General features: G+C 32.6%; 29 protein-coding genes. 6 read left to right on the forward strand and 23 right to left on the reverse strand.

The annotated features are described in order from the left end of the window. Positions 1–143: 143 nt before the first annotated feature. From ACFCYN_RS19325 to ACFCYN_RS19345, 5 genes are all read right to left on the reverse strand, one after another. Entirely contained in the window at positions 144–926 is a 783-nt protein-coding gene (locus ACFCYN_RS19325) for an SDR family NAD(P)-dependent oxidoreductase (protein ID WP_375951118.1), read from the reverse strand. Between the two features lie 117 nt (positions 927–1,043). Beyond that, complete coding sequence (locus ACFCYN_RS19330) at positions 1,044–1,211, reverse strand: DUF4083 family protein (RefSeq protein ID WP_375951120.1); 168 nt, start codon at positions 1,209–1,211, stop codon at positions 1,044–1,046. A gap of 190 nt (positions 1,212–1,401) precedes the next feature. After that, entirely contained in the window at positions 1,402–1,812 is a 411-nt protein-coding gene (locus ACFCYN_RS19335) for a Fur family transcriptional regulator (RefSeq protein ID WP_069034156.1), read from the reverse strand. Between the two features lie 7 nt (positions 1,813–1,819). Beyond that, the gene (locus ACFCYN_RS19340; RefSeq protein ID WP_172443849.1) at positions 1,820–2,656 is read right to left on the reverse strand and encodes a metal ABC transporter permease; all 837 of its coding nucleotides are present in this window, start codon (positions 2,654–2,656) and stop codon (positions 1,820–1,822) included. Next, entirely contained in the window at positions 2,653–3,435 is a 783-nt protein-coding gene (locus ACFCYN_RS19345) for a metal ABC transporter ATP-binding protein (RefSeq protein WP_172443848.1), read from the reverse strand. The genes ACFCYN_RS19340 and ACFCYN_RS19345 overlap by 4 nt, the downstream gene beginning before the upstream one ends. Before the next feature lie 266 nt (positions 3,436–3,701). Here ACFCYN_RS19345 and ACFCYN_RS19350 point away from each other — a divergent pair, with 266 nt between their 5' ends. Next, a complete protein-coding gene (locus tag ACFCYN_RS19350; RefSeq protein ID WP_172443847.1) occupies positions 3,702–4,571 on the forward strand; it encodes a YitT family protein in 870 nt (289 codons plus the stop codon). A 77-nt stretch (positions 4,572–4,648) separates the two neighbouring features. Here the strand turns inward: ACFCYN_RS19350 and ACFCYN_RS19355 are convergent, their stop codons facing one another. Further along, a complete protein-coding gene (locus tag ACFCYN_RS19355) occupies positions 4,649–5,575 on the reverse strand; it encodes an ABC transporter substrate-binding protein (RefSeq protein ID WP_375951123.1) in 927 nt (308 codons plus the stop codon). Between the two features lie 377 nt (positions 5,576–5,952). Here ACFCYN_RS19355 and ACFCYN_RS19360 point away from each other — a divergent pair, with 377 nt between their 5' ends. The 3 genes from ACFCYN_RS19360 (at position 5,953) to ACFCYN_RS19370 (ending at position 7,197) form a co-directional block, all read left to right on the forward strand. Next, complete coding sequence (locus ACFCYN_RS19360; protein ID WP_172443845.1) at positions 5,953–6,204, forward strand: DUF2624 family protein; 252 nt, start codon at positions 5,953–5,955, stop codon at positions 6,202–6,204. A gap of 117 nt (positions 6,205–6,321) precedes the next feature. After that, the gene (locus tag ACFCYN_RS19365) at positions 6,322–6,621 is read left to right on the forward strand and encodes a hypothetical protein (RefSeq protein WP_098119999.1); all 300 of its coding nucleotides are present in this window, start codon (positions 6,322–6,324) and stop codon (positions 6,619–6,621) included. A gap of 228 nt (positions 6,622–6,849) precedes the next feature. Continuing rightward, entirely contained in the window at positions 6,850–7,197 is a 348-nt protein-coding gene (locus ACFCYN_RS19370; RefSeq protein ID WP_172443844.1) for a hypothetical protein, read from the forward strand. A gap of 295 nt (positions 7,198–7,492) precedes the next feature. On the opposite strand, the gene ACFCYN_RS19375 is transcribed toward ACFCYN_RS19370, so the two are convergent. Together ACFCYN_RS19375 and ACFCYN_RS19380 are read right to left on the reverse strand one after the other, a co-directional pair. Beyond that, positions 7,493–8,386 carry a deoxyribonuclease IV gene (locus tag ACFCYN_RS19375; protein WP_375951125.1) on the reverse strand — a complete coding sequence of 298 codons (894 nt, stop codon included), beginning with the start codon at positions 8,384–8,386 and terminating at the stop codon, positions 7,493–7,495. A gap of 203 nt (positions 8,387–8,589) precedes the next feature. Continuing rightward, positions 8,590–9,897, reverse strand: coding sequence for a DEAD/DEAH box helicase (locus ACFCYN_RS19380; RefSeq protein ID WP_172443842.1), 1,308 nt, complete (start codon positions 9,895–9,897; stop codon positions 8,590–8,592). Positions 9,898–10,121: 224 nt separating this feature from the next. Between ACFCYN_RS19380 and vrrA the strand changes: the two genes are divergently transcribed. Together vrrA and ACFCYN_RS19390 are read left to right on the forward strand one after the other, a co-directional pair. Further along, positions 10,122–10,925 carry a VrrA/YqfQ family protein gene (vrrA, locus tag ACFCYN_RS19385; protein ID WP_375951128.1) on the forward strand — a complete coding sequence of 268 codons (804 nt, stop codon included), beginning with the start codon at positions 10,122–10,124 and terminating at the stop codon, positions 10,923–10,925. Positions 10,926–11,006: 81 nt separating this feature from the next. Further along, the gene (locus tag ACFCYN_RS19390; protein WP_172443840.1) at positions 11,007–11,951 is read left to right on the forward strand and encodes a 4-hydroxy-3-methylbut-2-enyl diphosphate reductase; all 945 of its coding nucleotides are present in this window, start codon (positions 11,007–11,009) and stop codon (positions 11,949–11,951) included. Positions 11,952–11,999: 48 nt separating this feature from the next. Here the strand turns inward: ACFCYN_RS19390 and ACFCYN_RS19395 are convergent, their stop codons facing one another. The 15 genes from ACFCYN_RS19395 to ACFCYN_RS19465 form a co-directional block, all read right to left on the reverse strand. Further along, entirely contained in the window at positions 12,000–13,118 is a 1,119-nt protein-coding gene (locus ACFCYN_RS19395; protein WP_375951130.1) for a Nif3-like dinuclear metal center hexameric protein, read from the reverse strand. Next, a complete protein-coding gene (locus tag ACFCYN_RS19400; RefSeq protein WP_375951132.1) occupies positions 13,115–13,822 on the reverse strand; it encodes a tRNA (adenine(22)-N(1))-methyltransferase in 708 nt (235 codons plus the stop codon). The genes ACFCYN_RS19395 and ACFCYN_RS19400 overlap by 4 nt, the downstream gene beginning before the upstream one ends. A 105-nt stretch (positions 13,823–13,927) precedes the next feature. Further along, positions 13,928–14,284, reverse strand: a complete 357-nt coding sequence (gene cccA, locus ACFCYN_RS19405; protein ID WP_098119991.1) for a cytochrome c550 — start codon at positions 14,282–14,284, stop codon at positions 13,928–13,930. Between the two features lie 784 nt (positions 14,285–15,068). Further along, on the reverse strand, positions 15,069–16,187 hold the full coding sequence (gene rpoD, locus ACFCYN_RS19410; protein ID WP_056474947.1) for an RNA polymerase sigma factor RpoD: 1,119 nt from the start codon (positions 16,185–16,187) through the stop codon (positions 15,069–15,071). A 29-nt stretch (positions 16,188–16,216) separates the two neighbouring features. Beyond that, a complete protein-coding gene (gene dnaG, locus ACFCYN_RS19415; RefSeq protein WP_375951134.1) occupies positions 16,217–18,025 on the reverse strand; it encodes a DNA primase in 1,809 nt (602 codons plus the stop codon). A 521-nt stretch (positions 18,026–18,546) separates the two neighbouring features. Then, positions 18,547–19,359, reverse strand: a complete 813-nt coding sequence (locus ACFCYN_RS19420; RefSeq protein WP_098171106.1) for a pyruvate, water dikinase regulatory protein — start codon at positions 19,357–19,359, stop codon at positions 18,547–18,549. A 20-nt stretch (positions 19,360–19,379) separates the two neighbouring features. Next, complete coding sequence (gene ccpN / locus ACFCYN_RS19425; RefSeq protein WP_098171107.1) at positions 19,380–20,018, reverse strand: transcriptional regulator CcpN; 639 nt, start codon at positions 20,016–20,018, stop codon at positions 19,380–19,382. Between the two features lie 97 nt (positions 20,019–20,115). Further along, positions 20,116–20,901: a DNA repair protein RecO gene (gene recO, locus ACFCYN_RS19430; protein ID WP_375951137.1), complete on the reverse strand. Its 786-nt coding sequence runs from the start codon at positions 20,899–20,901 to the stop codon at positions 20,116–20,118. Positions 20,902–20,928: 27 nt separating this feature from the next. Beyond that, positions 20,929–21,072: a YqzL family protein gene (locus tag ACFCYN_RS19435; RefSeq protein WP_172443834.1), complete on the reverse strand. Its 144-nt coding sequence runs from the start codon at positions 21,070–21,072 to the stop codon at positions 20,929–20,931. 319 nt (positions 21,073–21,391) lie between these two features. Further along, positions 21,392–22,300, reverse strand: a complete 909-nt coding sequence (era, locus tag ACFCYN_RS19440) for a GTPase Era (protein WP_375951139.1) — start codon at positions 22,298–22,300, stop codon at positions 21,392–21,394. Continuing rightward, positions 22,293–22,691 carry a cytidine deaminase gene (locus tag ACFCYN_RS19445; RefSeq protein ID WP_098119984.1) on the reverse strand — a complete coding sequence of 133 codons (399 nt, stop codon included), beginning with the start codon at positions 22,689–22,691 and terminating at the stop codon, positions 22,293–22,295. The genes era and ACFCYN_RS19445 overlap by 8 nt, the downstream gene beginning before the upstream one ends. Before the next feature lie 44 nt (positions 22,692–22,735). Further along, the gene (locus ACFCYN_RS19450; protein ID WP_375951141.1) at positions 22,736–23,116 is read right to left on the reverse strand and encodes a diacylglycerol kinase family protein; all 381 of its coding nucleotides are present in this window, start codon (positions 23,114–23,116) and stop codon (positions 22,736–22,738) included. After that, positions 23,097–23,573 (reverse strand): rRNA maturation RNase YbeY, encoded by a 477-nt coding sequence (gene ybeY, locus ACFCYN_RS19455; RefSeq protein ID WP_375951143.1) that lies wholly within the window; start codon positions 23,571–23,573, stop codon positions 23,097–23,099. Before ybeY ends, ACFCYN_RS19450 begins: the two co-directional genes overlap by 20 nt. 9 nt (positions 23,574–23,582) lie before the next feature. After that, positions 23,583–25,685 (reverse strand): HD family phosphohydrolase, encoded by a 2,103-nt coding sequence (locus ACFCYN_RS19460; protein WP_375951145.1) that lies wholly within the window; start codon positions 25,683–25,685, stop codon positions 23,583–23,585. A 75-nt stretch (positions 25,686–25,760) separates the two neighbouring features. Further along, positions 25,761–26,723 (reverse strand): PhoH family protein, encoded by a 963-nt coding sequence (locus tag ACFCYN_RS19465; RefSeq protein ID WP_098119981.1) that lies wholly within the window; start codon positions 26,721–26,723, stop codon positions 25,761–25,763. Position 26,724: the final 1 nt, after the last annotated feature.

Genomic DNA, 26,724 nt, shown 5'->3' on the forward strand with positions numbered 1-26,724 from the left:
TTTATAAAAAAAAATAAAAAATATATTTTTAATTTATATATTAAACTTTCTTTTTTTTACAAATTTATTAAATCAAAACCAACACATTATAAATAAAAAAAAAACACGACTCGATCAAATATGACAGAGTCGTTTTTATACTATTATATTCTTCTTTGAATCGACCTTACGACGTTCGTGACTAATTTTCTTGGCATGAAACGAACAGATGTCGCAAGTATTTTATTAGTTACTCCAGGAATTACAATTGTCTTTTCATCATTAAATCCCTTATATGCTACTCTTGCAACATCTTTTACATTCCCTACTCCACTTTGGAATAATTTTGATTCATGCATGTTAGCACGATCTCCAAAATTTGTTTCAGTTGCTCCTGGGCAAACAGCTGTTATCTTTACATTTGTTCCTTTTAATTCATTCGAAAGTGCTTCGGAAAAGGAAAGTACATATGACTTTGTTGCATAATAAACTGCCATTAATGGTCCAGGTTGAAATGCGGCTGTAGATGCTATATTCATCACTCCACCTTTATTTCGCTCAACCATACCTTTTAAGAATAATTTTGTAAGATGTGTTACTGTACGGATATTTAAATCAATCATATTTAATTCTTCATCTAAACTTGTATTTACGAACTCTCCAAACAATCCGAACCCCGCATTATTCACTAAATAATCGATTTGAATTTTTTCTTCAATTAATTCTTTCTGTAGTGAAGTAATCTCATTTTCTTTTGATAAATCTTTTGAAAATAGATGAATCTTATTATTCGAATAAGATTCAATTTCACTTTTTACTTTCAGTAAATTTTCATACGATCTCGCAACTAAAACTAAATTATATCCATCTTTTGCAAATAGAAAAGCTAGTTCTTTTCCAATACCTCCAGATGCACCTGTAATTAAAACTGTCTCATATGATTTCATCATTATCTCCTATTTAAAGCTATTAATTTTTATATGATTATACGTTTAAACATTTAAACGTATATGATGAACATTACTATACCTTATAAACGAAAAAAAGACAATAATGTTTATTGTCTACTTTAGATTTTTATAGTTTTCGTTTATTTTATCAATTTTTGCCTCAAGTCTTTTCATTTGTAGCTTATATTTCTTAAAAGATCGAAAAATAAATACACAAAAAATAATAATAGCAATCGGTATTAAAATAACAATCAACTGATATATTAGATCTCCAATAGGCATATTTTCTCTCCTCTACTTTTCATAATAATCAAAATAAATATCACTTCTCATTAAAGTATAAATCAAATTGGAAATTTATGTAATCTTTTAAAAATAAATTAGTTTACTCGTTCATTAAAAATAAAAAGAGAGTACCTTCGTACTCTCTTCAAGTGTGCATACTATGTTCTTATTTTCAGACTTATTAACTTTAACTACATTCTGGACAAAGACCGTATATTTCAAATTTATGGCTTTGTACTGTATAGCCAGGTAAATCAACAGATAAATTGTCCATAGGGCATCTATATATACTTTTTGTATTTCCACAATCTAAGCAAATAAAATGATGGTGATGTTCTGATGAAGAACATTTTGAACGAAATCGTTTTTCTCCATCTAGTTCTGTAACTTCAACTACATCCACTTCGATAAATGTGGATAAATTACGATAAATTGTATCGAAGCTAAGCCCTTTGTATTTATCTTTAAGAGCTTGTTGAATATCTCTTGCAGTTACATATTTATTTTGCCTAAAAATATATTCAAGCATATCATATCGTTTAGGCGTGTTTTTAAATCCTCTTTCTTTTAATAGCTTTGATGCATCTGCTAATTTCATTTAATCACTACCTTTGACTTGTTCTTAATTTCTTCCAGCCTAAAGTTAAAATAAGAATAAGGATTTGCAGGATTACAATCGTACCACCAGGCGCTAGGTTTAAATTATAAGAAAGTAAAATACCTGCAACAACTGAAAGTTCTCCGAACATAATTGAAAAGAAAATAGTTTGTTTAAAACCTTTTGAAATTCGAATGCTTGATGCTACCGGTAACGTCATTAGAGAAGAGACTAATAGTACACCTACAACCCTCATTGAAATGGATACTACTAAAGCGACTAATAAGATAAATAAATAATGGATCCACTTTGCATTTATTCCAGAAGCAACTGCATATTCCTCATCGAATGATAAAAGGAATAATTCTTTGTAAAGTACTATGATAGATATTACTACAAATACAGCAATAATTATGACAGTTATTAAATCTTGACCAGAAACAGCACTGACACTACCAAATAAATAACTAAAAAGATCCGTATTAAATCCATTTGCTAATGAAATTAAAATAACGCCTAATCCCATTCCACCTGAAAGAATAATCGGAATTGCTAACTCTTGATAATGTTTATATACACTTCTTAATTTTTCGATTAAAAATGCTCCTGCAACTGAAAATGTCATCCCCATAAATAAAGGACTAATAAAACCTGAAGTAAAGAAATACTTTTCAAGTAATAGACTTGCTGCAACGCCTGATAATGTGACGTGACTTAAAGCATCAGAAATTAATGATAATCTTCTAAAGACAACGAATACACCTAATAATGGGGCCATTACTCCAATAATCATACCCGTGATTAGCGTATTTCTTAAAAAATCATAATGAAAAAAATCCATCATGTTCGATCACCTCCATCTTCATGTTCGTGATTATGAGACAGTACATGTACAGAGTGACCGTATAAAAGTGATAAATCCTTCTCTGTGGCATCTTTAAATTTCTCTCGACTACCATGGAAATGAAGTCTCTTATTTAAACATGCAACATGTGATACTTTATCAGTAATAATGCCTATATCATGAGAAACTAATAATAACGTAATACCAAGTTTCGAATTTAAGTCACTTAATAATTGGTAAAAGCTTTCGACATTTTCAGCATCTACTCCTACTGTTGGTTCGTCTAATATTAATAATTCCGGATCACTAACAAGTGCTCGAGCTATAAAAACACGCTGTTGCTGGCCACCTGATAGTTCACCAATATTACGGTTCGCAAACTCATACATTCCAACTGATTTTAATGCTTCGGCAACTTTTTGTTTATCAGATTTTTTAAATCCATTAAATAATCCAATTTTTGAAACAAGGCCTAAAGATACTACCTCAAAAACTGAAGCTGGAAAGCCTGAATTAAAACTGTTTGCTTTTTGCGAAACATATCCAATCTTATCCCAATTTTTCATCTTTCGAATATCTGTGCCGAATAATTCAATTTTTCCTTCATCCGGTTGTTGAATACCTAATATACATTTTAGAAGAGTTGATTTACCGCTGCCGTTCGGACCAACTAATCCTAAAAAGTCTCCTTTTTTTACAAGAAGATTTATGTCTTTTAATACCTTTTGGCGTTCATAACTATAAGACAAATCTTCAATTTTTATAATATCTTGACTCATTTATTTTAACACCTTCATCTATTTAGGAATAATTACGTTTTATCTCAAGTTCTTAGTATAAGAGAATACTTCCTATTTGTAAACAAAGAAAGCTCAGGAATTGACAGATAAACTTTCGATTAAATTCGTCTTTTTCTATTGTTTAAAACCCTTAATTTTATTGGTTGTTTTCTAACGTTTTTTTAATAATTCAAGCCTTTTCACTTTGTGACGAAATATACAATATGTTACAATTAACCTATAAATATAGATAAAGAGGTGGTTTTTTGAACGCAATTACACATCGTAAGCTTTCAAATTTTAAGATTATTAAACGGGGGTTTTTTATTACTTTAGGAGCTGCACTCATGGCAGTTTGCTTAAAAGCTTTCTTTATTCCAACTGATATCATTGATGGTGGAATCGTAGGTATCTCTTTGATCCTCTCCCATATTACTTCGATTAATCTCGGTATTTTTCTATTCTTATTAAATTTACCTTTTGTATTAGTAGGTTATAAGCAAATTGGTAAAACATTCGCAATTTCAACGTTATTTGGTATCACTGTACTCTCAGTATTTACCTCACTTTTTAAGGACATTCCTCATTTAACAAATGACCCATTATTAGCCGCATTATTTGGTGGACTAGGATTAGGAATTGGAGTAGGTTTAGTTATTCGTAATGGAGGTTCTCTTGATGGAACTGAAATTATAGGAATATTATTAACAAAATCATCACCTTTTTCAATTGGTGAAGTAGTTATGGCATTTAATGTATTTATTCTCGGAAGCGCAGGCTTTGTATTTGGATGGGATAATGCTATGTACTCATTAATTGCCTATTATGTAGCATTTAAAACGATTGATCTAACAATTGAAGGATTCCAAGATACTAAATCTGTATGGATTATAAGTGATTATGATAAAGAAATCGGCGATGCATTAAATGCCCGTTTAGGTCGAGGTGTTACGTATTTTCATGGTGAAGGCGGCTTTATGGGTGAAGATAAAAAAATTATCTTTACAGTTATCTCACGACTTGAAGAAGCAAAATTGAAATCAATTGTTGAAGATTATGATGAAAATGCCTTTATTGCAATTGGCAATATAGCAGATGTAAAAGGTGGAAAGTTTAAGAAGAAAGCCATTCACTAAATTAAAACAAAAGCTTGAATTCTATCATGAATTCAAGCTTTTATAGTTTAATAGATTGATTGATTACTTTTACTTAATTATTGTACCTTAACTAACTCATCATTCATAAATTTCAGTGCTTCAGTTATTCCAGTTCCAGGATTTACTGCAAATAAGTTTGGTGGTAAAAATATAATTTGATTCTTTTTAACTGCGTTTAATGTACTCCATGCTTTATTATGTAACATCTGCTTTTCAAATGCTTTTTTTGTAGCCTCTGGATCACCGTGCGAGATCATAAAAATGACATCTGGATTTTTTTCAATTATTCGTTCTGCACTAATTTGCGCATATCCTGGCATTGTTTTATCTTCAGTAAATTCTGAAGCAATGTTTTCACCACCAACTTTATCTAATACATCCCCTGAAAGAGAAGTTGGTAATGCTATTAGAAAGTCAGTTCCTGCACCATATACGATTAATGCCTTTGTTGTTTTTTTGTCTGAACCATATTCTTTCATTTGTTTATCTATTTGACTAGTTAAAACACTTGCTTCTTTATCTTTATTTAATACATTACCAATCAATGTAATACTTTGCTTAATTTCATTGATTGAATTGCCAGATGTTACAACAACCTTCGTTCCTTGTGACTCCACTTTATCTATGTTATTCGCAAATGCCTTACCTGCAAATAGTACATCAGCTTTAACACTAGCAATTTCTTCAAATTTGGGTTGATGGATATTCCCTATTTCTACAATGTCTTTTAATTCTGGATCTGTTGTAGGCATGATTGATGTTGGCCTACCTACAATTTTGCCACCTAATGATCTAACAATATCTAAATCCCCTGAACTTAAGACCGCAACGTTGTTAGGAGCCTCTTTGAATCCGTATGAACGCTTTGCTAAATCATATTGTTTTGTTGGTTTAACCGATGATTTAGATACCTCATTACTATTACATGCCGTTAATGTTAGCGCTAAACCTAATGACATAAAACTGAAAAATCGCTTTTTCATAGTTGAAATCTCTCCTTAAAATTTAATCACTCTAATTGATATCGATTATCAATTCCAATGAATTATATACAGTCTAGATGATATTGATTATCATTGTCAATTATATTTTTAATTAAATTTTAATTTTTTAATCCAAACAGAATCTATTAAATCAATAATTTTCCATTTTCAATGACTATTTCACTACTTAAAGATAGATTTAACTCGCAACTCTATACAAAAATACTACTTTCTTTCGTCTTTTACGTTTAATAAACTTTCCTAATTTCATTTACCTACGCTAAAAAATAATTGTAAACATTTTCCCTCATTCATTATTTATCGGGGTTCCTCATAAAATCTATTGATGTAGAATTTCATCTAAGAGGAGGCACAGAATGAATATTATCCAAACTCTCATAAATAAAAAGGTTAATAACATTACCCCAAAGGATCTTTTAAAATTAAGTCAGCAATACCAAGTTTATATTACGCCAGATCAAGCCAATAAAGTGGCAGTTATTTTAAACGGTAAAAACTATAATATTTATGATGCTGAACATAAAAAGCAAATCCTTACCCAAATTGCAAACGTAACCTCTAAAGCTACAGCACAACAGATCGATATTATTTTTCAAAAGCTAACTTAAGCTTGATTAAAATGTTCATTAAAAAGCTTTAATTAATAACTCTACTCATTTCACACATCATATAATGCTCATACAATGAATCACTACTTATTCTAAAACGAAATGAGAGGGATTAATATGGATTTGCATGAGCTACATTATGAAATTATTTATTTAGACAAAGAAACAGATGATGAAGTTAAATTCAAACACATGTTTCATATGGATGATTTAAGCCATGACTTAGCACTTAACATCGCTAGTAGTTTAATCACACGTGACAAGGCACATGTGGTCTATATTAAATTATTACATTTAGACGAACATGATCACGAACTAGTTAGTAATGTTGTAACTGTGAAAAGAATTAAAGATGGCAAAATAATTGCTTCATATTTGGATAGCAAATTAAAGAAGGTCGTAGAAATAGAATTATAAGTAAGAAAAATTGCCCCTAACGATTTTGTTAGGGGCTTTTTTTAATTTATGAATTCAAATTACTATCACAAATTTGCCTTTCAATCTTCACATACATTTCGTAAAGATCCTTCTTTTTTCAATACGATTAACATGTAAATAGAACAAGTTTTACATAAAAAATTAGAAAGGAATATTTATTTGTTTAGTAGAAAATTAAAAAATGTTTACTTTTGATAACCTATTTAAGTGCTTCAACAGCGAACAACTGCGAAAATTCAATTACTCCTTGAGTCCACATCAAACTCCCAAACCTATTCAATAAATACTTTTTCAACTTCTACATATTATTACTCGAAAATTATAAACAAAACTTCAACTGGCAATATTAAAAAAGGTGACTGGGTTCAAATTTACACAGGCTACCCAGCCCAAGAAACTGGTGAAGTCGATTCTTTCTCGTTTAGTACTTCCTCTAGTCATAACTTAACAGGAGCAATCAATGTTTCTTACTCATTAATAAGTGCTGAACTTGGTTATTCAATTGGTGCCCAAGAAACGTTTACTTCTCAGAAATCTTCTAGACCTTTAAAATAAGGCGAATATGTTAAAGCATCTTACATAAAAACCTTTAGTCGTACTATATTAAAACAACAAAAATTCTTTTATGATCTTGGTACTAGCTCTCTACAAAACCAATATGCGTCTGGATATTCCAATCGAGCGATTCTTCTTTTAATTAAATTTGAGTATTTCTCCTCAAAAAGATCAAATCCAGAAGTTGAATATTTCCAATTTGAATCTGGGGGGTATAGACAAGTGAGTGAAGATGACGTTAGAACTGTAGAATAAATCAAAAAACCAGCCCAATAATTGAGCTGGTTTCTTTTAGTTAAGCTTTCATTAATTCCTGAACTAAATTTTCATTGAATTCCTGATTGCGTAACATTTCAATTTCTAATTTATAAGGTGCCACTTTACTATTTTTATCTTCACCAACATATGGTGTTTCTAATATTTTAGGAACTTCCATTAATTGTGGATGATGAACGATATAGTTTAATGCTTTAAATCCGATCGTTCCAAAACCAATGTTTTCGTGTCGGTCTTTACGACTACCCATAGGATTCTTACTGTCATTAATATGTAGTACTTTTATTTTATCGATACCAACCAAATGATCGAATTGTTGCAAGACACCATCAAAATCATTCACAATATCGTATCCAGCGTCATTTATATGGCATGTGTCAAAACAAACTGATAGTTTATCGCTGTAATGAACCCCTTCCATAATTCTCGCTATTTCCTCAAATGTTTTACCACATTCTGAGCCTTTTCCTGCCATTGTTTCAAGCGCGATTTGTACTGGAGTATCCGCTGTTAATACTTCATTTAAACCTTGAATAATTCGATCAATACCAGCATCTTCACCTGCGCCGACATGAGCACCTGGATGCAATACGATTTGTTTTGCTCCTAATGCTGCTGTACGGTCTATTTCTTTTTGTAAAAATTCAACGCCTAGCTCATAAGTAGCCGGATTGGTTGTATTACCAATATTAATAATATATGGTGCATGGACAATAATATCAGCAATTCCATTTTCAGCCATATGTTTTAAACCTGCTTCAATATTTAAATCTTCAAGTGCTTTACGACGTGTATTTTGGGGTGCACCTGTGTATACCATAAATGTATTTGCACCATAACTTGCTGCTTCTTCACTAGCGGCTAAAAACATCTTTTTCCCGCTCATTGAAACATGAGATCCAATTCGTAACATAACGTCAACTCCTAGCTTAATTAATCATACTTATCATTTTAACATGAAAATAGAACATGGTTAAATGAATATACCCTGAAAGGTTAGTGTTCTATAAAAAACACCAGTAGTATCCCTTCTACTTTAAAACTCAATTAAAATAAAGGGCCACCCGTTTGTCAGTTACCCCGACTTTTTGGACAGCCCCCCTATTGCTTTATAAATTATCTTTCACTTTTTCGCTTTAATCTATTTTTAAAAGATTCTCTTTGGTCGTTCAGTTTACGCTTGTAGCCTGGTTTTACTTTAGAAGGCTTTTTAATTGTTTTATTTGCAACAGCATCTAAATTGCGATCTGTTCTTTTACGAAGCTTACGTTTAGCGCGTGGACCTAAATCAACCCACTCACCTTTTTTAAGTTCGCGATGCTCAAAAGTAATACCGCGTTCTTGAAGCTTGTCTAACGCTTGGTCATCTTCTTGATCATAAATTGTAATCGCTGTTCCATCAAAGTTTGCACGACCTGTACGACCTACACGGTGAACATAAAAGTCTAAATCTGCAGGTAATTCGATATTAACAACATGACTTACACCCTCAATATCAATGCCTCGTGATGCTAAATCAGTAGCAACAATATATTGGAACTCTAAGTCTTGGATTTGTTTCATCATTTTTTTACGTTCACGAGGACTTAAATCTCCATGAATTTGACCAACTTTTAAGCCATATGATGATAATTGAGTCGCAACTTCTTCTGCTTTTTTCTTTGTATTCGTAAAGATAATTGCTAAATAAGGCTGAAAACTTAATAAAATATCCTTTGCCATTTTAACTTTATCTTTATGACGACTTGGAACAATGATATGTTCAATTTTCTGAGCAGAAAGTTGTTTTGGATTAATATGAATATGTTCAGGATTTTCCATGTACTTTTTCAAGAATGGTTTAAGTTTTTCAGGAATTGTCGCAGAAAAAACAAGCATTTGTAATTTCTTTGGCATTTTTGATGCAACTTGGTCCACATCATGGATGAATCCCATATCTAACATTAAATCAGCTTCATCTACTACTAAATATTTCGTAGTATGAACTAATAAAACATTATCATTTACTAAGTCTTTAATACGACCTGTTGTACCGATCACAATATGCGGTTGTTTTTTTAGTTTTTCAACAGTACGTTTGTAGTCGGTACCACCAACGAAGTTTTTAGCAGTTAATTGCTGATCCTCAGGACAGCATTCAATAATCGCTTGAACATCGTTATAAATTTGAGTTGCTAATTCACGCGTTGGAGCAGTAATTACTAATTGCACTTGATCGACAGATGGATCTAATGTATTAATTGTCGGAATAAGGTATGCATGAGTCTTTCCTGACCCTGTTTGCGATTGACCTATCACACTACGTCCAGTTTTAACTTGAGGTATAATCTTTTGTTGAATTTCTGTTGGTTCTGTAAAGTGTTTCTTCTCTATCGCTTCCAAAATAAATGGTTTTAATTGATAATCTTTAAATGAAATTGCCATATAACTCACCTTCTTAATTTAAACTTTCTATGTAATAGAGGAGTTCATTTCCTCATACAAAATAGTTACAAATATCTATTATACAACAGAAGTACTAATAAAAGCTAATACTTATTTTTCTTTCTAATGATTAGGATTTTAATTTTTAGACTGTCCTATACTAACCTTTTCAAAGTAATTGCATAGCCTAAGTAATAAAGAGCATTTTGAAAGGAGGTATTAGGTTGGGAATACTTGATAAGTTTAAGAAAAAAAACAAACAACCTTTTCCAATGAACGGTCCAAATTATTTTAATGGTTATCAACAGCCTTATCAAAATATGCAAAATCCATACGGACCAAGACCAAATTTTGATCAAAGAATTCCATATCCTCAAGCACCGCAGCAACCATATCCACAACACTTTTACCAACCAACACATCAAATTGCGGGGCAACAAGGACATTATCAGCAACCAATAGCATATCAACCACAGTTAAACACTCATCAACCTCAGTTAAACGCGCATCAACAATATTTAATGCAAAATAAAATATTACAATCAGTACCATTTCAGAATCAACCAGTAATGCAGGCTCACAATGGCAGTAATTATCAACAACAAAGTGCACAAAATCCATATCCAATGACAGGGCAGCCCCCTGAAAAAGAAGATGACGGAAGTCCAGGATTTTTATCAAGGATCATGGGTGGCGATACTTCTATCACTGGAGTTATAGGTGGTATGCAAAGAGCTGTTCAAGCTGCACAGCAGGTCACACCAATGATTCAACAATACGTTCCTGCATTAAAAAACTTCCCTTCAATTTATAAAATTTTTAAAGCAGTCAATACTGATGAACTAATCGATCCAAAAAAAGCGAAAAAGAAGGATTCTAATGAAGCAGTTGATTTAGTCCCTATTAATGAGTCTAAACCAAAAACAAAAAAAAGAAAGAAAGTTTCAAGTGAATCCGAATTAGAACTAAATCCTATCCAAGAAGAAAGAGCTTCAAATAGAAATCCAAAACCAAAATTGTTTATGTAAATTTTCTTTTTCTTTGTATACTACCATCTCCCTCCTTTATAATAAAAAATGATAACAATATTATAAAGGAGGGGCTACTCCATGAAAGTTTTAAAAGTTACCCCACGAGGCTATTGCTACGGAGTCGTAGATGCAATGGTAATTGCTAGAAATGCAGCAAAAGATCCATCACTACCAAGACCGATTTATATCCTTGGTATGATTGTTCATAATAAACATGTTACAGATGCATTTGAAGAAGAAGGTATTATCACTTTAGATGGTCCAAGCAGATTAGATATTCTAGATAAAATTGACAAAGGAACTGTCATTTTCACTGCACATGGAGTTTCTCCTGAGGTAAAATCTAGAGCAATTAAAAAAGGACTAACGACAATTGATGCGACATGTCCAGATGTAACGAAGACTCATGATTTAATTAAAGAAAAAATGTCAGAAGGCTACCACTTTATTTATATCGGTAAAAAAGGGCATCCAGAGCCTGAAGGCGCAGTTGGAATCGCACCGTCAATCGTTCATTTGATTCAAAATAAAACTGATATTGATGTGTTAGAAATTCCGACTGAAAAAATTATCATTACAAATCAAACTACTATGAGTCAATGGGATGTAGTTGAATTAATTCAATATTCAATCAAAAAGTTTCCTACTGCACATGTTCACAAAGAAATTTGTATGGCTACTCAAGTACGTCAAGAAGCAATTGCTGATCAAGCAGGTCAAGCAGATTTAACAATTGTTGTCGGTGACCCGATGAGCAATAACTCAAATAGATTGGCACAAGTTTCGCATGAAATTGCCGGAACAAAAGCATTTCGTATTTCAGATATTACTGAGCTTCAGTTAAAATGGTTAGATGGTGTTGAGACTGTTGCTGTTACATCTGGAGCGTCTACACCAACTCCTATTACTCGTGAAGTGATTGCATTTTTAGAAAAGTACGATCCGAACGATGAAAGCACTTGGGATACAAAATCATCGGTTGAATTAGGTAAAATTCTTCCTAAGGTTAGAATCAAAGACTAAAGAAAAGGACTTTCGGAAATTATATCCGGAAGTCCTTATTTTTAATCATTAGATAAATGTAAAAGGATCAGTGTGAATTGTAGAAGCAATAATTTCACAATCCATATTTTTTTCTTTAAGTTTAGCATCTAAAAGACGCTTTACACCTGACTTCATTACTTTTTCAATATTATGTCCTGCATCAACAATATTTAAATTTAGCATTTTCCAATCCTGTGCGACATGATAATAAATGTCCCCACTCAAATACACATCCGCACCATTTCTTTTTGCATGATAGGCAAATTTATTTCCGTCTCCACCAACAATGGCAACTTTTCTTACTTTATCTCCTAAAGCCCCTACTACTCTTACGCCTTGTAGGTCTAATTTTTCTTTCACATATTTTGCAAATTCTTCTAATGAAAGATCTTCTTTAAGACTTCCGATTCTTCCAATACCGAAAGTTTTCCCTTCATTTTCTAATGTAAATGTATCATAAGCTACTTCTTCATATGGATGAGATTTTTGCATCGCTTTAAGAACATGCTTTAATTTTAGTTCTGGAACAATTGTTTCAAGCTTTACTTCCTCTACCTCTTCTAATTGTCCACGTTGACCGATATAAGGTGTTGTCCCTTCTAATGGCATAAATGTACCTTTGCCATTTGAACTAAAGCTACAATGACTATAATTGCCAATATGACCTGCCCCAGCATCACATAATGCATTTAAAACATTTTCAGCATGCGTTTTTGGTACAAATACTACTAATTTAATTAACTTTTCTACATAAGTAGGAGCGAGAACTTTCGTATTTTCTAATTGTAAAGCTTCTGCTAAAAAATCACTCACACCGATTTCTGCAATATCAACATTTGTATGTGCAGCAAAAACAGCAATATCATTTTTAATACAGAGTTCAACAATTTTACCAGGTTCACTGTCTGTTTCAATCTTTTTTAATGGTCGATAAATGATTGGATGATGTGCAATAATTAAATTCGCTCCGATTGAAATAGCTTCTTCAACAACCTCTTTTGTGACATCTAATGCAACTAAAGCCTTTGTCACCGATTTTGATAAAGTACCTATTTGAAGGCCGTTTGGATCTCCTTCTTCAGCTAGGTGTTTAGGGAATAGTTCATCAAACTGCTGTACAAGCTGAAAACCATTTATCGATTTCATGAAAGCACCTCTTTTATCCACTCTAGTTTCTGTTCAATTTCTTTCATTTTCTGAACCGATTCCTCTGTTTGCTTCGCTGATCCTAATTGAGATAAAATTCTCTCAAAATTTTTCTTTTCATGCTCCCATCTTTTCTGAAAGGCTTCATTCTTGTTTTTAAGTAAATAAGGACCAATAAATAGCTCCATTTCCTTCTTTTCACTATAAGCACTATTTTGATTTGACTTAGAAGCTATTAGAATTTCATAGATTTTACCATCCTCTTCTAATATATCTTCATCTACAAGGGAATATCCTTCTTTCTCAAGCCAAGTCCTGATTTGATGTGCACCTATATTTGGTTGTAATACTAAAGTTTCAACACCTTCAAGTTTTACTTTTCCATTCTCAAGAATGCTTGAGATTAAAGAGCCACCCATCCCAGCAATCGTAATGACATCTACCTCGTTTGGAACTAGAACCTCAAGTCCATCACCCATTCTTGCTTCAACTACACCTTCTAACCCACTTTGACGGATCGTAGAACGAGCTGAATTATATGGACCTTCAGTTATTTCTCCAACAATTGCCGATGTACATCTTTTATTTAAAACTGCATAACAAGGTAAATAAGCATGATCTGACCCAATATCAGCTAATTTTGTCCCTTCTGGTATGTAATCATATACTCTTTTTAAACGCTTTGATAAATTTACTTCATTCATAACAAAATCACCATTTCATTTTATTTTCATCGATATTATTTTACACTAAAATGCCTATAAACCAAAATGACCCCTTCATATGAAGAGGTCATTTTTTAAACTTGATTATTTTTTCTCAGATAACCATTTTGCAACAGCATCCAATTGTGCACCTTGTAGTAATCCAGCTGGCATTCCGCCTTCTTTACCGTTTTTAAGAATGTCTTTGATTTGATCTTCTGTGTATCTAGAACCTACTTTAGATATGTTTGGTCCTACTACCCCTTGTAATTGATCACCATGACAGCTAACACATGTTTGAGCATATATTTCATCTGGCTTAGTAGTTGCTGTTGCAGCCGGCTTTTTATCACCGTTAGCAATTTCATCAGCCTGTTTTGCCCCTTTTAATGAAATAATTAGCATGACTGCGATTCCTAGTGCTGCAATAAGAGCAAAAGGAATTAATGGATTTCGTTTCATTATGATCCCCCTTATGTAACCCCTTAAAAAATAAAATTAATGACTATAACATTATTATTGTATACGATTAAAAACAATAAAAAAAGTATTAAGTTGGATAAATTTAAAAATTGTTAAACGATTTCATAAATATATAAACCTTCCTACTGTAAAGGATTACATTGAATATAGCATATTTCCAATTTCTAAATAAAAATAAGCAATCCTTTGAATTAACTAAATAAGTAAGTTTTTTTAAGAAACCATTTAATTGCAAAGTCATCCATTTAACTTTTAATTTGCTCCAAATCATATTTGAAAAAGATTGGTAATATTTCCAATCCATTCTGAAGAGTAAGAAAATAATTGCAAAAGCGATATAGGTAATTTGTCTCCATACTACTTTTTAGATTATTAGGAGTATTGAACTAAAGATAAAATATTAAAAAAAGTAGGATAAATGAGTGTTTGCAAATTTAAAGACAATTCTGTAAAATAAAGTAAATAGCTTTCTAAAAGTATTAAATGGTGGAATTACTACTAGATTTATGATATCCATTTTTGCTTAAAATATCCTTTGTTTTATCTTCTGAATAATTTTATTAAACGTTAATGTAACATTTTTAGATTTGGATGAATTTCATACTCCGAATGTAGCATAGCACTACTTGTAAAATTTTAGTACCGACATTCGATATATTTTGACAAATATATTTTATATGACATATTTACTATTTAAAACGTTTTCATAATTTTTTTTAGCAAAAAAAAGTTTACCCAACTAAGGATAAACTTTTTGAACTTCCTATTCTAAGAAATCTTTTAAACGTTTACTACGGCTTGGATGACGTAATTTACGTAGAGCCTTAGCCTCGATTTGACGGATACGCTCACGTGTTACACCAAATACTTTACCAACTTCTTCTAATGTACGAGTACGTCCATCATCTAAACCAAATCGTAATCGTAAAACATTTTCTTCACGATCTGTAAGTGTATCAAGAACATCTTCTAATTGCTCTTTTAGCATTTCATAAGCTGCATGTTCAGCTGGAGAAGTAGCTTCAGAATCTTCAATGAAATCACCTAAATGTGAATCATCTTCTTCACCAATTGGAGTTTCTAATGAAACTGGTTCTTGAGCAATTTTAAGGATTTCTCGTACCTTTTCGGGTGGTAAATCCATTTCTTCACCAATCTCTTCAGGAGATGGTTCGCGACCTAAATCTTGAAGTAATTGACGTTGAACTCGAATTAATTTGTTGATTGTTTCCACCATATGAACTGGAATACGAATTGTTCTCGCTTGGTCAGCAATAGCACGAGTAATTGCTTGACGAATCCACCAAGTTGCATATGTACTAAATTTATAACCTTTACGATAATCGAACTTCTCTACGGCTTTAATTAAACCCATATTTCCTTCTTGAATAAGGTCTAAGAAAAGCATACCGCGACCAACATAACGTTTTGCAATACTTACTACTAAACGTAAGTTAGCTTCTGCAAGACGACGCTTAGCTTCTTCATCGCCTTCTTCAATTCGCTTCGCTAAGTTGATTTCATCTTGTCCAGAAAGTAAATCAACTCGACCAATTTCTTTTAAGTACATACGTACAGGGTCATTAATTTTAACACCAGGAGGAACACTTAAATCATTTAAGTCAAATTCTTCTTCCTTCTCTAATTGAGCTCCTCTAGGCTCATCATCAGCATCACCAACAATATCAATGCCTTGTTCACCTAATTGCTCATAAAATTCTTCCAATTGATCTGAATCAATTTCAAAACCATTTAAGCGGTCTGCAATCTCTTCATATGTAATTACACCACGTTTTTTACCATTTTCAATTAATAATGCTTTTACTTGATCAAGTGTTACTTCTGTTTCCGTATCTTTAGAACGAGCCGATTTATCAGCCATCTGTTCCCCTCCTTCGAAAAGTTCGCGAATCATTTAACATATTTCATACTAGATCTTAGCTGAGTAATTTGTTGAAGGATCGTTGCAGCTTTTACAAAATCTCCTTCACGTTCAGCTTTTTTAAGATCCATTTCTTTTTCACGTATACGTTGTTGTTTATCATAGTTGTTTAATGCATCTAAATAATCCTTTAACTCTCGCTCTGTTAGTTCAGGTGCTAACTGTAAATTGACAATTTTTGAAACTACTTCAAGTAACCCTTTTGAAGGAAGGTAATTCATAAATTTACTAATATTAGACTCATTGCCCTCTTCATAATAAGCATAAAGATGGATTATAATCTCGGAATAATCATTATTGTAGAATAGACCCTGATATTGTGATCTTACTTTTTCTGTCACTTCTCTGCTATTAAGCATATGAGCCAAAAGTAATTGTTCAGCTCTTACATGCGCAGGAAGAAGCGTCTTAGAAGTAATATCGCGTTTGATATCAGTTTTTACTTCTGTTACATTAGATATACGATTTGCCTGATTACTATATTGTCCAAATTCCTTCTTAAGTACTTCAATCGAAATAGAAAACTCTTTTGAAAGTTGATTTAAGTAATAATCCTGTTCGATCAGTTGACTTAGTTTAGCAATTTCTTGTAGCATTTCTTTTAAATACTGAAATTTAACAGTTTCATCTAAAAGATTTTTTCCTTTTCGATGATATTGCATTTTAAAACTCATTAATGATACACTAGCTTCAATAATAGAGGTATTAAATTTTTCTGGACCAAATTGTCTAATATATTCGTCAGGATCTAAGCCGTCTGGCATTTGAGCAACTTTAATTGTAAATCCTTCTTTTTGAAGAATTTTAGCTGCTTTCTCTGCTGCATTAATACCAGCTTGATCTGAGTCGTAACAAATGATAATTTGATCAACAGAAGTTTTCAAGACTTTTGCTTGATCCTCCGTTAAAGAAGTTCCCATTGTTGCAACGGCATCATGGACGCCAGCCTTAAAGGCCGATATGACATCTGCAAAACCTTCCATTAATATAGCCCGATTTTGCTTTCGCATGACATTTTTTGCTTGGTAAAACTGATATAATAATTTTCCTTTATGGAAAATTGATGATTCAGGACTATTTAAATATTTTGGTGACCCTTCACCCATTATTCTTCCACTGAATGCAACAATTTTTCCTTGATGGTTATGAATTGGAAAAATTAATCGATTTCTAAATCGATCATAGTAATTACCATCACGTTCACTTCGAACAACTAGACCAGCTTTTTCCATGATCGGCATTGAATAGCCACGTTTTTCTAATACCTTCGTAACAGCATCCCAAGAATCTAAAGCAACACCAAGCTCGAAATGCTTTATTTCTTCTCTTGAAATTCCTCTGTTATTTAAGTATTCTAACGCTTGTTTACCTTCTGTTGTGTTAACTAATAGATGATGATAGTACTTTTTAACAAACTCATGAGCTTCAAGCATAATGGCTAGCTCAGTAGATTGCGGATTCTTTACTGTGTCAATTGTATCTGTTGGTAAAGTGACATTTGTCTTCTTTGCAAGCTGATGGACTGATTCTTGAAAATTTAGCCCTTCAAGCTGCATAATGAAAGAAATCGCATTACCACCAGCACCGCATCCAAAACAATGAAAAATTTGTTTTTCAGGAGACACAGAAAAAGATGGTGTGCTTTCTCCATGAAATGGACATAGTCCAAAATAATTTCTTCCTTGTTTTTTCAGAGGAACATATTCACTCACTACATCAACTATGTCAACTGACTGACGAACTTGTTCGACAAGCTCATCGGGAATTCTGTTTCCCATACTGACAGCTCCATATACTATTTTATTCGATAAAACTCACTGTATTCCTTCATGATTCGACAAATATATTTCCATATTTTCCACTTAATTTTTAAAAGCTTTTTTTAAGTCAAATATGAATTAATAATTATTCTGAAAAAAGAAGTGTTACAGTAGTTCATAAGCATCGCATCCAACTGCTAGTTCTGGTTTTCCTTAACCCATTTATTTATCGCTTATGATTAATTTCTACACGTCTTTTGTAATTCCTTCAAAACATGTATCGATTTATGTAGTTTTATTTCCATCCTTCAATAAACTAGGAAGCACATATTCATAGTTTATTCGTAAGTATAAAAAGTTAAACCTATTATTAGTTCATTTCATACAATTTTTTATTATAATCTATTTCATCCAGGAAATCTAGCAATAAGCACTGAAGATTTATTATCTTTTTAAAAGTTTATCTTTTACCATAAAAAGATGAAAACACATTAGAATAATCTAATGTGTTAGCCTCGAGAGATCATCAACTAAAAAAATTAACGAATCTGTTTATTTTGGTAATAATAATTTAAAATTACATTAGCCGATTCTTCTACAGCTTTACTTGAAACGTCTACTACTTTACAACCGATTTGTTTAACAACATTATTAAAATGCTTTAGCTCTTCTTCAATTCTAGAAATATTAGCATAGCTAGCACCGTCATGAAGTCCTAATGAAATCAATCTTTCTTTTCGAATATGGTTTAATTTTTCTGGTGAAATCATTAAGCCAATGCATTTTTCTTTAGGCACTTTTAACAATTGTTCTGGTGGGTCTACTTCTGGAACTAAAGGTACATTGGCAACTTTAAATCCTTTATGAGCTAAATATTGAGATAAAGGCGTCTTAGATGTTCGTGACACACCTATTAATACGATATCCGCTTTTTCAATCCCTCTAGGATCTCTTCCATCATCATATTTAACCGCAAATTCAATTGCTTCAATACGTTGGAAATAATCTTCATCTAGTTTACGAACAACACCGGGTTCATTTCTAGGTTCAAGTTTATGAGTTGTTGAAATTTTATCGATTAATGGACCAATTAAATCGTAAACGATCACTCCAGCACTTTGCGCTTCATCCAACAATTTCTTTCTCATGTCAGGTTTAACTAACGTAAATACAATAATTCCATTATTCTCTTTTGCTACTTGAACGATTTCAATTAATGTTGCATTATCTTCAACGTATGGTACACGTCTAATCTCGAATTTTTGATGAAATTGACTAATTGCCGCCTTTACGACATGCTCAGCTGTTTCACCAACAGAATCTGATACAACATAAACGATTGAATTGCCCATATGTTCACCTCTTAACTTTACTAAAACATATCATTGTTCATTAAGTCTACAATCGCACGAGTAAAATTTGTTTTTGTAAATCGACCAATTACCTCAAGTCCATGCTCACTTTCACGAACAACAGGGACAGCATCAATTTGTTTTTCAATTAAACTCTTAGCTACATTATAAATTGTATCATCTTTATAACAAATTGTAATGTTTGGCATCCTCGTCATAATAATATCTACTGGTAATGTATGCAAATCTTTATTCCCTATGCTTGCACGGAGTAAATCTTTTCTTGAAAGTACTCCTGTTAATACCGAATTTTGATCAACAACAAATAAAGTACCTACGTCTTCAAGAAACATTGTAACTATAGCGTCATACACTGACGAACTTCGATCTACTACAACAGGAATCGCTTGAAACTCTTTTACCGTTAGTTTTTTTATTCGATCAATTACTTGAGCACCACTTGTTCTTCCAGTGTAATAATATCCAACTCGAGGTCTTGCCTCTAAAAAGCCAGTCATTGTAAGAATAGCTAAATCCGGGCGAAGCGTAGCTCTAGTAAGAGCTAGCTTATCTGCTATATGTTCACCTGTAATTGGTCCATTGTTTTTTACAATTTCAAGAATTTGAGTTTGTCTTTTTGTCAGTTCGATCTTCCTCACCCCTAACTATCCAATATGTTATACTCTCTAATAAATATTATATACTATTTTTACAATTTAAAAAAGAAAGAAGGAAATAGTTAGCCTATTTCCTTCCTCAGGTTTCAGAATCTTTATTATTTTTCAGAAAATTATCCATAACTTTTAATTGCTCTAAAAATTTACGTGATTTTAAATAGATCCCGCTATATTCATCATAATAAGAAAATAAGATTTGTTGTAAATTTTTCTTCGTCGCTTCACTGACCTCGATTTTCCCAAGACGATTTACATCAAAGTGATAAAACAGTCTCATTAATTTCACTGACTTTTCAGTAACAGCAAAAGCATAAGGATCAGTATGTTTACAACGCTGACATAAAAAGCCACCATCTTTCACAGAAAAAGCAACAAAGATATTTTCATTTGCACTACATCTACAATTCACACAATGATCAAAAAACGGGTGATATCCTAAAACAGGAATCATTTTCGTCATAAATAAATAAGTCAACACTTCAGCGTCTGCTCCTTCATTCATATGTTGTAGCAATTGAAGAACTAACTCAAATAAATACGGATTATTTTTCTTCTCATCCACCGCTTTATCTGTCAGCTCAACAACAATCGAAGCGTAGGCAGTTGCAATTAAATCACCTCTTAAATCACGAAATGAATCAATTAACTCTCCTTGACTTAATGTGCCTAATCCTGAGCCTTTTTGAATTAAAAACGACCCATATGTAAAGAGTTGTGTAACAGAAGCAAGTCGACTATTCGTCTTCTTTGCCCCTCTTGCCACAACTCCTATCTTACCTAATTCTCTTGTTAAGAGAGTAATGATAACATTTGATTCTCCATAAGCGTTTGCCCGTAATACAATTCCTTCTACACGCTGTAACAAATAACTCACCATCCAATTGGATGAAGGTTAAGTATGTAGGGAATCAATATCAGCTATTTCTTCATCAATGTAACTTTTCTGATCCGTATGTTCTTGTTCAAGCTGCTTAAACAATAAATATGTCTCAACATTTCCAGTTTTAGAAAAGACATCCCAGGTAAAATTCAACATTGAGAAACCACCTTTCAAGAATAGCTACAACTCATTGCTCATTACCTATAGCCAATTACTTTCCCTGCTTACTTATAATGTGACCTTCTCTCCCGGTTTTCATGTGTATAAAATTTACTAAAATAAAAAATAAAAAGCTTGCAAAACTCAAGGAAATGTGTTTGGTTATTAAAATAATAAGATTAAGCCTGTTAAAACTTAGAACCATAGCCTAAGAACTACAAATCTTGGTCTTTACCCTTGACCAATAGCCTTAGAACTCCAGGTCTTAGGCTTAAATTTCCTCCTATTCTCTAACCCTTACTCCTTACTAACGCTCTTAATACTCATCCTCACGGAACCCTAAATCTCTTAATTGAGACATACGGTTGCGCCAATCCTTTTGAACTTTAACCCATAATTCTAGGAATACTTTCGTATCAAGTAAATTCTCTATATCTAATCGAGCACGTTTGCCAACCTCTTTTAACATGCTTCCTTGCTTACCGATAATAATTCCTTTTTGGGAAGATCTTTCAACGACGATCGTTGCATTTACATAAATTGCATTACCTTCAGGACGTCTTTCAATTTGTTCGATAATAACTGCAATCGAATGAGGTACTTCTTCCCTCGTTAAATGCAACACTTTTTCTCTAATTAACTCAGAAATAATAAATCTTTCTGGATGATCTGTCACTTGATTTGCTGGATAATATTGCGGTCCTTCTGGTAAATAAGTTTTGATAACTTGCAATAAACGATCAACGTTATTACCTTGCAATGCTGATATCGGAACAATTTCAGCAAAGTCATATAAGTCTTTATATTTATTAATTAGTTCGAATAATTCATCAGGATGAATTGTATCAATTTTATTTATTACTAAAATGACTGGACTGCGGCTACCTTGTAGCTTCTCGATAATAAATTCATCTCCACGACCAAAACCTTCATTAGCATTAATCATAAATAACGTAGCATCAACGTCTTTTATTGAGTCTTGAGCTACTTTTACCATGAAATCACCAAGTTTGTGCTTTGGCTTATGAATACCTGGCGTATCAATAAAGACAATTTGTGCATCATCTTCTGTGAACACACCTTGAATTTTATTACGAGTTGTTTGAGGTTTGTCACTCATTATAGCGATTTTTTGACCAACAACACGATTAAGGAATGTACTTTTCCCAACATTTGGTCTACCTATAATTGAAACAAAACCTGATTTATAACTTACTTTATTCATTCAAATCCTCCGATGTAAATGCTCCTGGCAATAATTCTTTTACTGTTGTTTCTTGGATTACTCCATTTAAGTTCGATAAATATACTACTGTATCTGGACCACAAAGTTCAAATAAAACTTGACGACATGCACCACAAGGTGGGACAGGTCTCTTAGTATCCGCGACGACAGCTACAGCTGTAAACTCCGTAATTCCATCAGAATAAGCTTTAAATAATGCCGTACGTTCTGCACAATTTGTAAGGCCATACGATGCATTTTCTATGTTACAGCCACGAATAACTTGACCATCCTTTGTAAGCAATGCAGCACCAACTTGAAACTTCGAATATGGTACATATGCATTTACTCTAGCTTTGATTGCCTCATTAATAAGTTCTTGTTTATCCATTTATGTAGCCTCCTAATATCGCCCGAATACGAAGTGGGGTCTTATTAACGTAGTATAGTAAAATACGGAAAAAATAGCAAAGCTCCAATAATGATTGAAATGATTGCAGCGACTAATACTGCACCTGCTGCCACATCTTTCGCTTTTTTTGCTAAAGGATGCTGATCAGGTGATGCTAAGTCTACAACTGCTTCAATTGCAGAATTAACAAGTTCAAGCGAAATGACAATTGTAATGATCAGCATAAGTATAAGCCAATCAATTCGACTAATTTGAAAATAAATTGCAAGTCCGACTGAAACTAGTGCTGCAAATAAGTGAATTTTTATATTTCTTTCTTCCTTAATTACTTTAAAAATGCCACTAAATGCATATCCAAAAGAACTAACTAATGGCGATCTTTTTTTAAAGTCTTTCAAGGCCATATTTTTCTAATATTTCCTTTTGTTTTGTAAACATTACTTTTTCATCAGCTTCATTCATATGATCGTAACCAAGTAAATGTAAACATCCGTGAACAGCTAAAAATCCTAATTCACGTCGGAATGAGTGACCATACTCTTCAGCTTGTCTTTTTGTAGTAGGAATCGATATAACGATATCACCTAGAGTACGTGGTAAATCAACACCAACGATTTCAATTTCACCTTCACCTAACTCTTCCATAGGAAATGAAATGACATCAGTAGCACGATCTTTTTCTCGATATTCTTTATTAATTTCATGAATTCTTTCATCATCCACAAATGAAATTGAAATTTCAACTTCTCCTGATACACCCTCATACTCAAGAGCACACTCTATTAACCCTGTTAAATCAGATTGTTGTTCTTCTGTAACCTCTTTCGTTTCATCTATAAAATCAATTTCTAATTGAACCATTACCTCACCTTATCTTTCATCTGGATACTGTATTCTTGAATGGAAAGTACCTTTTAAAGTCTCACACAATGATTTCTCAACAATATGTAATTCTTTTAAGTTTAATTCACACATTGAAAATTGACCATCATTCAAACGATCATTAACGATTGAAGAAACTAATGCTTCGATTTTTTCCATATTCGGGTCTTTTAACGAACGCACTGCAGCTTCAACACTATCAGCAATTCCAACAATTGCAGATTCCTTCGAATGAGCTTTTGGTCCTGGGTATCGAAAATCAATTTCCTTTACATCAGGATTGTTTTCTTTTTCTTTATAATAAAAAAACTTTAATAAAGTTGTCCCATGATGCTCTGCTGCAATATCAATAATATCTTTTGGCAAATTATATTTTTTTAGTATTTTTACTCCATCACTTACATGCCTAATAATAATATCCTTACTTCGAATCGGTTTAATTCGATCATGTGGATTATGACCACCCATTTGATTCTCAATAAAGTATCCTGGATTATTCGTTTTGCCTATATCATGATAATATGCACCGACTCTTGCTAATAAACCATTCGCTCCAATTGCTTCACATGCACCTTCAGCCAAATTTGCAACCATGATACTATGATGATATGTTCCTGGGGCCTCTAGTAAAATTTTTCTTAATAAAGGATGATTAGGACTACCTAATTCAACCAGTTTAAATGAAGATACCATCCCAAAAGAATCCTCAACAAATGGTAAAATCCCCATTGTAATTACACTTGATAAAACTCCGGAAGTTAAGCCCATTAATAAATAAATTCCGATCTCAACTGAAGAATATTGACCATTTCGAATTAGAATTAACGAAAATAAAGTGGCAATATTAACAAGCGAAATTAAGAAACCAGCATGTAAAATCATTGAACGTTTATTTTTTACCTCATTTAAAAATAAAACAGCGATTGAACTAAACAAAATATATATTCCAGTCGAGTAATTAATCGCACCATTCACATCTTCATTAAACATCAGACTTCCACAAATGGAGAAAATAATCGACGACACCATTAAATATCGATTACCTAATAAAAACTTAATTAACAATGTTCCTATTGCAACTGGAGCTACATATACGAGACCAGAAAATTCAACCTTTTGAAACAAACTAACAATTTTCAAAATTAAAATCGTAAAAATAATGATCATGTAATATGCAACAATATAAACATTACCCTTTTCTTTTAACGTTTCAGTTTGCTTCACTACAAAATACATTAATACGCCAATTAATAAAATTAAGCCGATATACGGTTGAATTGATTGTTTACTTTGAATTAATCCGACTAATTTTAATTGATCATATTTTTCCTTCGTAATTGTTTCACCAGCTTTTACTAAAACTTGTCCTTGTAAAATATAAACACTATCTACACCTTCACTTTCGATGCGTCTTCTCTCTTTTGTCTCTTCTGCATCAAAAAAGTAGTTTGGAATAATAGCATATTCGCCAATTGAAATCATCGCATCTTTTAGTGAAGGATTCACACTAACGTATGATAATTCGTTTCTTAACTTACTACGCGAATCCTCAATTTGACTCGTTGTAATTTCTTCACTCATCACATTATTAATTGAAGTATTTAATGATGCTTTAGAAATATTTAACTGCTCTTCTGATGATCTTAATAAAGTACTATAGACACTGTCTTCAAAATTTTTACGAACATCGTCTGGTAATCGTTTCTTAACATCACTTATTTCTTTATCAAGAAGATCTTGTCCTTTTAATTTATCATCTTTTGCATTTTTAGTTTTTACTTCTGTTACAATATCAAAAATTGAATTTACTATGTCAATTCGGTTTTGCGTATAACCCTCTTCATATTTAAAAACGTCCTCTACTCTTGCTGAAGCTTCTTGACGCTTCTTATATGTAGCTGCTTTATCTTCAATCGTAATTGGTGAATAAATAGTGTCACTCGCGATTGCTAAAAGCTCAATATCGTATTTTACCGGTCTAACATGACTAATTAAAAGAAGAAAACTTGTTAAGCCTAATGCAATAATACATAGTAATATGACAAGAGTCTGATTCTTAAAACGTAGAATTAAAGCTTGCAAACTATTCATTGTTTCCCCTTTCTAGAAATGCACCTCATCATAAAAATACGAAATGACCCTATCATATTGTAGGGTCACAACGAATCATTCTTTTGCTAAATCATAAGCTTGAATAATCTTTTGTACTAATGGGTGACGAACTACATCGGTTTGTTCTAATATCGTCATACCGATCCCCTCAACACCCTTAAGTGTATGTTGAGCCGAAATTAAACCGGACTTTACTCCTTTAGGTAAATCAAGCTGAGAAGGATCACCCGTTATCACCATTTTAGAACCAAATCCTAAACGAGTCAAAAACATCTTCATTTGAGCCATTGTCGTATTTTGAGCTTCATCTAGAATGACAAAGGCATCTTCCAAAGTGCGTCCCCTCATATAGGCTAAAGGTGCAATTTCAATCGTCCCTCTTTCAATTAATCGAACAGTATGCTCTTGTCCTAAAACATCATGAAGCGCATCGTATAGCGGCCTTAAGTAAGGGTCAACTTTTTCTTTTAAATCACCCGGTAAAAACCCTAAACTTTCTCCAGCTTCCACAGCAGGTCTCGTTAAAATAATTTTACTAACTTTATTATTTTTCAATGCTTGAACAGCCATGACAACTGCAAGATATGTTTTACCTGTACCAGCAGGCCCAATTCCAAATACTAAATCATTTGATTGAATAGCACGAAGATAATGTCTCTGTCCAAAAGTTTTAACACGAATTGGCTTCCCTTTTGAATTCTTTATTATTTCCTCGTCATACAACCTAGCAAATGAAGATAGCCGTCCCTCTTTAGCCATCTGAATTGAGTATGTCACATCCCTGGATGTAATACTCACTCCATTTCGAATAACCTCTAAAAGAGCTTGGATGATTTGCTCAACAGTTTTCACATTCTCATCCGCACCTGAAACCTGTACAGATTGTCCACGTGACACAATTTTAACATCAAGCAAATTTTCAATAACTTCCAGATGTTTATCATTTGTACCAAATAAGGCAATTGCTTCGTTTGGATCCTCTAGTTGTTGATTAATCGTTAGTAGTTGTTCTGGCATT

This window comes from Gottfriedia sp. NPDC056225 (assembly GCF_042267765.1).
In the GTDB taxonomy this organism is placed as follows: Bacteria; Bacillota; Bacilli; order Bacillales; family Bacillaceae_G; genus Gottfriedia.